Origin of the sequence: Paenibacillus apiarius, from assembly GCF_017052585.1 — a bacterium.
In the GTDB taxonomy this organism is placed as follows: Bacteria; Bacillota; Bacilli; order Paenibacillales; family Paenibacillaceae; genus Paenibacillus_B; species Paenibacillus_B apiarius.
Map to the genome: position 1 here is coordinate 4,673,577 of NZ_JAFFHZ010000001.1, position 11,492 is coordinate 4,685,068.

Annotated in this window: 7 protein-coding genes; all 7 read left to right on the top strand. The window is 51.0% G+C overall.

From position 1 onward, the window contains the following. Positions 1-7: 7 nt before the first annotated feature. The 7 genes from JSQ80_RS20900 to nusA all read left to right on the top strand — a co-directional run bounded on the left by JSQ80_RS20900 (position 8) and on the right by nusA (position 11,458). Positions 8-808 (top strand): phosphatidate cytidylyltransferase, encoded by an 801-nt coding sequence (locus JSQ80_RS20900; protein WP_087432871.1) that lies wholly within the window; start codon positions 8-10, stop codon positions 806-808. 57 nt (positions 809-865) lie between these two features. Further along, positions 866-2,008, top strand: a complete 1,143-nt coding sequence (locus tag JSQ80_RS20905; RefSeq protein WP_206096552.1) for a 1-deoxy-D-xylulose-5-phosphate reductoisomerase — start codon at positions 866-868, stop codon at positions 2,006-2,008. A gap of 101 nt (positions 2,009-2,109) precedes the next feature. Continuing rightward, positions 2,110-3,384 carry an RIP metalloprotease RseP gene (gene rseP, locus JSQ80_RS20910; protein ID WP_206096553.1) on the top strand — a complete coding sequence of 425 codons (1,275 nt, stop codon included), beginning with the start codon at positions 2,110-2,112 and terminating at the stop codon, positions 3,382-3,384. A 110-nt stretch (positions 3,385-3,494) separates the two neighbouring features. Beyond that, positions 3,495-4,943 (top strand): proline--tRNA ligase, encoded by a 1,449-nt coding sequence (proS, locus tag JSQ80_RS20915; RefSeq protein WP_206096554.1) that lies wholly within the window; start codon positions 3,495-3,497, stop codon positions 4,941-4,943. Between the two features lie 157 nt (positions 4,944-5,100). Beyond that, positions 5,101-9,441, top strand: coding sequence for a PolC-type DNA polymerase III (locus tag JSQ80_RS20920; RefSeq protein ID WP_206096555.1), 4,341 nt, complete (start codon positions 5,101-5,103; stop codon positions 9,439-9,441). Between the two features lie 207 nt (positions 9,442-9,648). Then, positions 9,649-10,110 carry a ribosome maturation factor RimP gene (gene rimP, locus JSQ80_RS20925; RefSeq protein WP_087432876.1) on the top strand — a complete coding sequence of 154 codons (462 nt, stop codon included), beginning with the start codon at positions 9,649-9,651 and terminating at the stop codon, positions 10,108-10,110. 247 nt (positions 10,111-10,357) lie between these two features. Further along, the gene (nusA, locus tag JSQ80_RS20930) at positions 10,358-11,458 is read left to right on the top strand and encodes a transcription termination factor NusA (RefSeq protein WP_087432877.1); all 1,101 of its coding nucleotides are present in this window, start codon (positions 10,358-10,360) and stop codon (positions 11,456-11,458) included. Positions 11,459-11,492 lie beyond the last annotated feature (34 nt).

Below are 11,492 nucleotides of genomic sequence, written 5' to 3' on the forward strand. Positions count from 1 at the left end.
AGTCTTTATGAAACAGCGCATCATTACGGGACTTATAGCCGGCTCCTTATTCGGTGTATTGTGCGTCATTGGCGGTATGCCTTATGAATTGCTGCTCCTCGCGTTAGCCTTTGCGGGGTATTATGAGTTTGCCCGTATGCATCATGTGAAGCCATTCGATGCGACGTCTATTGCAGGCTATGTCATTTTGGCCATAATCGTGATTCCTTGGGCGCGTTGGTCTCTGCCGTGGTCGGTGTCGATGGAGACGGTCGTGTGGTTCAGCATGTTCGTGATGCTGTGCATGACGGTCATTACCAAAAATAAAGTATCGATTGAGAACGTATCCCAACTGTGGCTTGGCGCATTTTATATCGGAATTGGTTTTAAATATATGATGTTGACGCGCACGTCCATGGGAGACGAAGGTTTGTTTTGGACCTTGATGCTGTTTGCTGCCATTTGGGCGTCAGATATTGGCGCTTATTTCGTTGGACGAGCTGTCGGGAAGCACAAGCTGTGGCCGGCCATCAGTCCGAACAAGACAGTTGAAGGAGCGCTGGGAGGCGTCATAACCTCTGTCATCATCGCCTGTATGTTTCATTTCATTCGACCGGATCTCATGACCTTGGCATTGGCTTTTGGATTGGGACTCTCGGCAGCCGTCATTGGGCAAATCGGGGATTTGATTCAGTCCGCATATAAACGGGTTCGTGGAGTGAAGGATTCCGGAACTTTGCTTCCGGGTCACGGCGGCGTGCTGGATCGGTGCGACAGTTGGCTTATCGTGTTTCCTTTTGTCCATCTGATCGGACTTTTAACGTTGTAAATCGAACTTCAGTTCTGAAGTTATTAGCGAATAGATACAAATAAAAGAGGTGGAAGGATGAAACGGATTGCTGTATTAGGCTCGACAGGCTCCATCGGCACGCAAACGTTGGACGTTGTCAGACATCATCCGGATCATTTCAAGATCGAGGCAATGGCAGCAGGACGAAATGCTGCTTTATTTTTAGAGCAAGTACACGAGTTCCGGCCGCGCAAAGTATCCGTACAGGATAAAGAGGTCGCAGACCGCATCCGCCACCAGCTTCCAGGCGATGTAGAATTGTTCTATGGCGACGAAGGCTTGATCGAAGTTGCGGCGAATCAGGAAGCGGAGCTTGTCGTTACGGCGGTAGTAGGCAGTGTAGGGCTGCAATCGACCTTGGCGGCCATTGAAGCGGGCAAGACGATAGGGCTCGCGAATAAAGAGACGTTAGTGACAGCGGGACATTTAGTAACGGCTCGCGCAAAGGAGAAAGGCGTCATGCTGATGCCCATCGACAGCGAGCACTCCGCCATTTTTCAATGTTTGAACGGGGAAGCGCCCGAAGCGATTCGTTCGATTACGCTTACTGGATCTGGAGGCAGCTTTCGTGACAAAAGGCGGGATGAATTAGCGCATGTAACGATAGAACAAGCGTTGAATCATCCAAATTGGTCCATGGGCGCCAAAATCACGATCGATTCGGCGACAATGGCCAATAAAGGACTTGAAATTATTGAAGCCCATTGGCTGTTTGATATGCCGTATGATCGCATTAACGTGCTTATTCATCCAGAAAGCATCATCCATTCCTTCGTAGAATATCAGGATGGCAGCATTATCGCGCAAATGGGCGTGCCGGATATGCGCGTGCCCATTCAATACGCGCTTACTTATCCGAATCGGATTCAAAACCAAGCCCCTTCATTGAATTTGGCGCAGGTAGCGAACCTGAACTTCCGCGAAATGGACTATGAGCGTTATCCGATGGTGCGGTACGCCCGCGAATGCGGCAAGGCAGGCGGTACGGCGACGACCGTGTTCAATGCAGCCAATGAAGTTGCGGTTGCCCTTTTTCTGCAGGGGGCGATTGGGTTTCTGGATATTGAACGAATTGTGTATCAGTTGATTTCGAAGCATGAACTTATCGCTGTTCCATCCTTAGAGGAAATACAAGAGGCGGATCGGCTTGCGAGAACGGAAGCCGCTGCAATTTTATAGCACCCATTGGCTTTAGCGGACTCTCTTGTGCGGCATCGGAGAATAATGATAATCTATATAGATAAACGGCGACCCGAAATCGTGAAGGAGGATGCAACGAAGTGCAGATGGTGCAGATCGTATTTTTAACTATACTCGTCTTTTTCGTCATCGTGACGATCCACGAGTGGGGACACTACTTTTTTGCAAAACGCGCAGGCATTCTCGTGCGAGAGTTTGCAATCGGGTTTGGACCGAAAATATTCTCCTATACTCGAGAGGAGACGCGTTTTACGCTGCGGCTGCTTCCCGTCGGCGGGTATGTGCGCATGGCGGGGGAAGATCCCGAAATCATAGAAATACAGCCCGGGCAGACCATTGCCATTCGTCTTGCCGACAAGCAAGTGACGAAGCTGTATCTCGATCAATTGGACATGCGTAAACAAGTCATACGCGGCGAAGTGAGCAAGATCGATTTGGAGCGCGAATTGAAAGTAACGATGGACGTAGACGGTGAAACGCTCACTTACGATATACATCCGCAAGCGATGATGGTCGTGAAAGGCGATGAAACCCAAATCGCTCCATACAACCGCCAATTCGGCAGCAAGACGGTCGGACAGCGCGCAATGGCTATTTTTGCGGGACCGCTGATGAATTTCATCCTTGCCTTCCTATTGTTCGGCACATACGTTCAAATCGCAGGGATGCCGGTAGAAAATCCGACCTATGTCAAAATCGGTGATGTCACGCCCGATTTGCCCGCTGCGCAAGCGAATTTGCAAAAAGGGGACATCATTGAAAAGGTCGATGGCATGGCAGTAGGCGGAGATCGGGAGAAAATGATCGCGCTCATATCGAAGTCTGAAGGGAAGCCGGTGGATTTCGTCATTCGACGGGGCGATGAAGTCTTCAAAGTAACGCTTACTCCGCAAAAAGTGGAAGGTCAGGAGGGCGGGAAGGTCGGAATTGTGCCAACGCTCCCGACTCGGACCGCTTCGTTCGGAGAGACGATCAAGTTCGCGGGTGTCACGATGGTCGATACGACAGAACGCATCTTTGAAGGCTTCCGCATGCTGATATTTGGACAGTTCAGCCTCGATGATCTTGGGGGACCGGTAAGAACATTCGAAGTAACCGGACAATTCGCCAAGCAGGGAATCGCGCAATTGACTTTCTGGACGGCGATCCTCAGTTTGTATTTGGGAATTTTCAACCTGTTGCCTATACCGGCGCTGGACGGGAGCCGCCTTGTCTTCCTGGGAATCGAAGGAGTTCGCGGCAAGCCGGTTGATCCGAATCGGGAAAGCATGGTTCATTTCGTAGGCTTCGCCATGCTGATGCTGTTGATGCTGGCTGTGACCTACAACGATATACTTCGTTTAGTTAAAGGGTAATAGAAGCGGAGAACTTATCAAAGAACGCCTTTTAAGCAAGCATTTATATGACACAGCTGTACGGAACAAATGGTGATGCGGATTGTGTCTTCGGGAGGATTTTAACCGTTATGTCGAAAGAGAAACAATTTGTTACGGAAATTACACCTCAGCAAGAGGATTTCTCGCGCTGGTACATTGACGTCATCAAGAAGGCGGAATTGATGGACTACTCGCCGGTACGCGGCTGTATCGTCTTCCGTCCTGACGGCTACGAAATTTGGGAGCATATTCGCGAGGAGCTGGACCGCCGTTTCAAAGAGACGGGGCACCGCAATGCATATTTCCCGTTGTTCATTCCAGAGAGCTTCTTCCAAAAAGAGAAGGAGCACGTGGAGGGCTTCAATCCAGAGCTGCCATGGGTAACCGAAGCCGGCGGTGAAGTGCTTGAAGAGAAGCTGGCGATCCGCCCGACTTCCGAGACGATGATTGGACACATGTATTCGAAATGGATCCAATCGTACCGTGACTTGCCGGTGCTTATCAATCAGTGGGCGAACGTCGTTCGCTGGGAGAAACGCACGCTTCCGTTCCTGCGCACGAGCGAATTTTTGTGGCAGGAAGGTCACACTGCGCATGAAACGGAAGAGGAAGCGCGTCAAGAGACGATGCTGATGCTGAAGACTTACCGCGAGTTCGTCGAAGATTATTTGGCCATTCCGGTCATCGAAGGCCAGAAGACGCCTTCGGAGAAATTTGCGGGTGCTGTCGAGACCTTCTCCATCGAAGCGATGATGAAGGATGGACGGGCTGTTCAAGCCGGGACATCCCATTACTTGGGCACTAACTTTGCGGTAGCGTTCGATATTAAGTTTTTGGGCCACGAGAACGAGCAGGAATTCGTGCATACGACGTCTTGGGGGGTGAGCACCCGCCTGATCGGGTCCCTAATTATGGTGCATGGGGATGACCGCGGTCTTGCCTTGCCGCCGAAGGTGGCTCCGACCCAAGTTATTATGATCCCGATCGGTCCGGCAAAGCTTCGCGATCAAGTTGTAGGCCGTGCGAACGAACTGTTCGGTGAATTGAAGCGTGCCGGCGTGCGTGTCCGCATGGACGACCGTTCAGACATTAGTCCGGGCTGGAAGTTCAATGAATACGAAATGCGCGGCGTGCCGGTGCGTCTTGAGATTGGCCCGCGTGATATGGAGAACGGCGTATGTGTCCTCGTATCCCGCATTAGCGGCGAGAAGCGCGTGGTAGAACAAGCGAACTTGGTGGAAGAAGTAAGCAAAATGCTTGCGGATGTCCATCAGGAAATGTATGACCGCGCCAAGAAATTCCGCGATGAGCATTTCTACACGGTCGATACGATTGACGAGATGAAAGCGGAAATGGATGAGAAACGCGGCTTTACCCTTGCCGGATGGTGCGGCTCAGAAGCGTGCGAGAAGCACGTGAAGGACGAAACCGGCGCAACGAGCCGTAATATTCCGTTCGATCCGCAGGAGAAGAAGACAACTTGCTTGGTGTGCGGAGAGGCGGCTAAGCATACGGTTGTGTTTGCTCGCGCGTACTAGAACGCCATGGATATACGTTTTATTGCTGAATAAGCCTGCTTGAGACAGGATGAAGGGAAGCTTCCATCACGTGAACATCCAACGGAACACCGGAAGATGACTCGCCTGAGAGAGGCTTCCCTTTTTTATTTTTGTTTCTCGCCGGCTGCACGCAGTCATGGGACTGCAGGAAATAGAGGAGGTGCAGGAAGCGGTGTCGGACAAAAGACAACGATTTGAGCTGCTAATGAAACAGGCGGATATTCCGGGGGAATTGGCGCACGATTTTTTTCAGGACGGCCGGATTGAACAGGTGGAGTGCAGCCGTTCCAATCGGGAATGGACGATACACATCGGCAAATCATCCGTTGTCCCAGCGGAGGCCTATCGTTCCTTCTGTCTGAAGGTTCAAGATAAGATGTCTCATATTGCGAAGATCCGCATTATTTTTCACTATGACGAGCAAGTTGCCAGCAAAGATATCGTTGAGGCGTATTGGGGCTTGTTCGTTGAATGGGTGAAGCGCGAGGTTGCCTCGGTAAACGGGTGGCTCCATCGGGCGAAGGTTGAAACCGAACAAGATCATGTGAAATTGACGTTGTCGGAAGCGACTACGCTTGAGCTTGCGAAGAAAAAGCAAATTGACAATTACGCAGTCAAATTTTTCGAGACTTATTTCAAGCGCGCGCTTCGCGTAACAATACAGGCGGGCAGCTTCGATTCCGGTGCTTATGAAGAGTTTCAAGCGAAGCTGGTGCAGGAAGAGCGGAATGCGATTCAGCAAATTATGGAGAGCGCGGAGCGCGAGGTTGCAGAAGCTGAGGGCGAAGCTCCCGAACGGCTGCAGGTCGGTTATGACATTAAAGATAACCCGACCCCGATAATGGATATTCAGGATGAGGAGAAGCGGGTGACCGTCCAAGGCGCTGTCTTCGGCCTCGAGGTAAAGGAACTGCGCAACGGCAGCACGCTCTTTACGTTCAACCTGACTGATTTCTCTGACTCCATCATGCTCAAAATGTTCGCGAAAACGAAGGAAGACGTGAAGATGCTGAGCCTCATCTCCGACGGAAAATGGATTAAGGCGCGCGGGCGCGTGGAATACGACCGCTTCATGCAGGTGCCCGAGCTTGTCATGATGCCGTCAGACGTGAACGAAGTGACGCCGCCCGCCGAACGGAAGGATACGTCGGAGGAGAAGCGGGTCGAATTCCATCTGCACTCGGCGATGAGCGCAATGGATGCGGTCGCTTCGATTAGCGACTATATCAAGCAAGCGGCGAAGTGGGGCCACCCGGCGATTGCAGTGACGGACCATGGAAATGTGCAATGCTATCCAGAGGCTGCGAAGGCGGCAAAGAAGCACGGCATCAAGATGATATATGGCTTGGAAGCGAACGTTGTCAATGATGATTTGGAAGTAGTTATGAACTCGGATTCGCGTAATTTGAAGGAAGCGACATATGTCGTATTCGATATCGAGACGACGGGATTGTCCGTCAGCAACAACAAAATCATCGAGATTGCAGGCGTGAAAATGCAGGACGGGAAAGAAATCGACCGTTATGCCTCGTTCGTTAATCCGCATGAACGGATTCCATACAATATTCAGCAACTGACGAATATTACGGATGAAATGGTTCAGGATGCGCCTGAAATCGATAAGGTGTTGCCCGAATTCGTCGACTTCGCAGGTGACGCGATATTGGTGGCGCACAACGCGCGCTTCGATATGGGCTTCGTACAGAACAATCTGAAGAAGCTCGGCTTGCCGGAGCTGACGAATCCCGTGCTGGATACGCTGGAGCTAGCGCGGCTATTGCATCCTGGCATGAAAAATCACCGCCTCAACACACTCGCGGATAAATATAAAGTTTCACTGGAGAATCACCACCGCGCGATTGACGATACGATTGCGCTCGGAGGTGTTCTGATCGGGCTCTTGAACGACGCATATCAGATTCGAGGTATCGAAATGCTGGAGCGGCTCAACGATTATGTAGGGCAAAACCTGCAAAATGCCCGCCCGTTCCATTGCAATATTTATGCGATGAATCCGGCAGGGAAGAAAAATCTGTTCAAGCTTATATCAATCTCTCATACCCAGTATTTCAAGCGTGTCGCTTGCATTCCCAAGAGCAAGCTCGTGGAAATGAGAGAGGGTTTGCTCATTATGTCCGGCTGCGAGAAGGGCGAATTTTTCGAGACGGTTTTAAACAAATCGCTGGAAGAAGCGGAACAGGTTGCCGAGTTCTATGATGTGCTGGAGATTCAACCGCTGACGATGTACATGCATCTGGTGGAGAAAGGCTTGGTCGGCTCCACCGCCCAAATCCATGATGCGCTGCGCAAGGTGGTCCAGATTGGAGACAAGCTGAACAAGCTGGTCGTGGCGACCGGCAACGTTCATTATTTGAACCCGCGCGACAAGCTGTTCCGCGACATTACCATTCATGGAATTACAGGTTTCAGTCCGCTCAAGGATATTCGAAAGCCTGATGCGCACTTCCGTACGACGAACGAAATGCTGCAGGAGTTTGAATTCCTCGGTAAAGACCTTGCTTACAAGGTCGTCGTGAAGAACACGAACGAGCTGGCGGAACGGTTTGAGGACTTCAGGCTGTTCCCCGATAAGCTGTTCACTCCGATTATTGACGGCGCCGACGAGGAGATGCGCACCAAATGCTACGATACGGCGAAGCAGATATACGGCGAACCAGTGCCGGAAATCGTCGTGCAGCGTCTCGAAAAAGAGTTGGAGCCGATTATCAAGTATGGATTCTCGGCCAACTATCTGATTTCGGAACGGCTAGTTAAAAAATCGAATGAGGACGGCTATTTGGTTGGCTCGCGGGGATCGGTCGGCTCTTCTGTCGTCGCAACGTTCCTTGGCATCTCGGAAGTCAATCCGCTTCCTCCCCATTACGTGTGCCGCAATCCGGAATGCAAGCACAGTGAATGGTTCACGGATGGCAGCGTGCCGAGCGGCTTTGATTTGCCAGATAAAAATTGTCCGAATTGCGGACAACCGATGAAAGGCGAAGGCCAGGATATCCCGTTCGAAACGTTCCTCGGCTTTAAGGGAGACAAAGTTCCCGATATCGATCTCAACTTCTCAGGTGAATATCAGCCGATTGCCCATAACTATACGAAGGTGCTGTTCGGCGAGAAGAGCGTCTTCCGGGCCGGCACGATTGGCACGGTTGCGGAGAAGACGGCGTATGGGTTCGCCAAGAAGTACGAGGAGGATTATGGGAAAAAATGGCGCGGAGCAGAACTGAACCGGCTGGCGGCCGGATGCACCGGCGTCAAGCGCAGCACGGGCCAGCACCCGGGCGGTATCGTCGTCGTGCCTGATTATATCGATGTGGAAGACGTTACGCCGGTCCAATTTCCGGCTGACGACACGAGTGCGGAATGGAAGACGACGCACTTTGATTACCATGCTTTTGAGGATAATTTGCTGAAGCTTGATATTCTGGGACACGATGATCCGACCATGATGCGCATGCTGCAGGACTTGACCGGGGTCGATCCTACGACGATTCCGATGAACGATAAGAAAGTAATGAGCATGTTCAACTCAACTGATGCGCTCGGCGTGACGCCGCAGCAAATAAGGACACCGGTTGCGACATTCGGCATTCCTGAAATGGGAACGCGCTTCGTGCGGCAAATGCTCGTGGAATCGCAGCCGAGCTCGTTTGCCGATTTGCTCCAAATCTCGGGATTGTCTCACGGAACGGGTGTGTGGCTTGGCAACGCGCAGGATCTAATCAAGAACGGAATCTGCACGATCAAGACAGTTATCGGTTGTCGGGACGAGATTATGCTCTACTTGATTTATAAAGCGGGCATGGATGCCGGGCTTGCCTTCAAAATTACGGAAAGCGTCCGGAAAGGGAGAGGCTTGACGCCGGAATGGATCGAGGAGATGAAGCGGTGCAATGTGCCGCAGTGGTATATCGATTCGTGTCTTAAGATCCAATACATGTTCCCTAAAGCCCACGCCGCTGCTTATGTTATTTCCGCAGTGCGAACTGCTTACTTCAAGCTGTATCACCCGATAGAATTTTACGCCACATACTTCACGGTGCGCGCGGAAGATTTCGATATCGAGCTCTGCTGCCAAGGATATGAGGCCATTAACCGGAAGATCGACGAGATCGAAGCGAAAGGTTTCCAAGCAACAACGAAGGAGAAAAGCATGATTGCGATATTGGAAATGGCGGTTGAAATGACAGCGCGCGGCTTCTCGTTCAAACCGATTGACCTGTACCGGTCGGATGCGACGAAGTTCCTGGTGGACGGAGATGCGCTCATTCCGCCGTTCTCCGCCGTTCAGGGCATCGGCGAGAACGCCGCCCGCAACATTGCTGCCTCGCGCGAGGGCGGAGAATATTTGTCTGTGGAAGATTTCCAGATGCGCTCGAAAGCGACGAAGACCATTGTGGAACTGCTCAATCAAATGGGCTGCTTCCGCGGATTGCCGGAAAGCAACCAACTGTCGCTATTCTAAGCGCACCATGAAGATGCGCCTGTTGGGGCCGCAGGTGACGATGGAATACCCTTGCCATTCCATAGATGGCTATGATATAATTTTTTTGGTAATCATGTGGATAAATCCGTTTTAACGTAAAGAGTGGGGAAACCCACTCTTTCATATTTGCTAACGGATTCTGACATATACAGTCTATATTCTTTACATTGTAGGAGGTCCTTTGCATTGAGTTCACCGAATATCAAATCGGTAGTGGAGAACATGGTTACGCCGTTTTTGGATGAGAACGGCTTCGAACTTGTCGACGTGGAGTATGTGAAGGAAGGCAGCAGCTGGTTCTTGCGCGTATTTGTGGACAAGGATGGCGGCATCGATATTGAGGATTGCGGCCGCGTCAGCGAGTATCTGAGTCAGAAGTTGGATGAGGAAGATCCGATTTCGGATGCATATTTCTTGGAGGTATCCTCACCGGGTGCCGAGCGTCCGCTGAAGAAAGCGCAAGACTTCGTCAAAGCGGTGGGCAAACACGTGTATGTGACTACATACGAACCGATTGGCGGGCTGAAGGAGTTTGAGGGTCAGCTCGTTTCGTTTGATGAACAGACCGTGGTGGTTCAAGTCGGCAACAAAGAGCATGAGCTTCCTTACGATAAAGTAGCGTCCGCACGACTTGCGATTGTCTTTTAAAAAGGAATTCAAAAAGTGAACTTTTGATCACGATGCATTCCAAGAGGGAATACGACATCGAATCTTGCAATCACCCTTGAAGTCCGGTGCTCATGTAGGTTCTGCCTACACTCCGCTCCTCCTTCTTCGGGTTCCTGCAACCTTCCCGGTGCTGAAAAGCCCACTTTTTGAACATGATTTTACTAAGGTAATCCATGATTTTTCAATTGAATCAAGCCGGTATCGGCTGAAAGGGGGAACTAACCAAATGAGTATGGATTTTATAGAAGCTTTGTCGGAAATCGAACGAGAAAAAGGGATTAGCAAGGATGTGCTGATCGATGCGATCGAAGCGGCACTCATTTCGAGTTACAAACGTAATTTTAATACAGCGCAAAATGTGCGTGTCGATATTAACCGGGCAACCGGTGTCATCAAAGTATTTGCACGCAAGACGGTTGTGGACGAGGTGCTTGATCCGCGCATGGAGATCTCACTCCATGCTTCACGCGAGCTGAATCCAAATTATCAATTGGATGATGTGTGCGAGATCGAGGTAACGCCTCGAGATTTCGGGCGCATTGCGGCACAGACTGCGAAGCAGGTTGTCACACAGCGCATCCGTGAAGCGGAGCGCGGGCTCATCTACAACGCTTTTATTGATAAAGCCGATGATATCGTAACGGGTATCGTGCAGCGTCAAGACATGCGCAATGTGTACGTGGATCTGGGCAAGGTTGAAGCGGTTCTTCCCTTGAACGAAATCATGCCGAGCGAGAAATTCAAGCACGGCGATCGCGTGAAAGCATACATTACGAAAGTGGAAAATACGACAAAGGGCCCGCAAATTATTTTGTCCCGCACGCACCCAGGCCTTCTGAAGCGTCTGTTCGAACTTGAAGTTCCGGAAATTTTTGATGGTGTCGTCGAGATTAAATCCGTCGCTCGCGAAGCAGGGCAGCGTTCGAAGATTGCCGTATATTCCCGCAACGAAGAAGTGGACCCGGTCGGCTCCTGTGTCGGACCGAAAGGAATGCGCGTCCAGACGATTGTCAATGAATTGCGCGGGGAGAAGATTGATATCGTCCGTTGGTCGGAGGATGTGGAAGAGTATGTAGCGAACGCGCTTAGCCCGTCCAAGGTTGTTGAGGTCGATGTGCGTGAAGCGGAGAAGATGGCTCGCGTGATCGTCCCTGACTATCAATTGTCGCTCGCTATCGGCATTAAAGGTCAAAATGCGCGTCTTGCAGCAAAACTGACCGGGTGGAAAATAGACATTAAGAGCGAATCGCAAGCGGAACAAGAACTGGCGGACGAAGAAACCGAATCGTTTGCGGATCCAGAAGAAAACGTAGAAATAAGCGAATAACACCGAAGGCGCGACCAACGCCATATGAAACGGT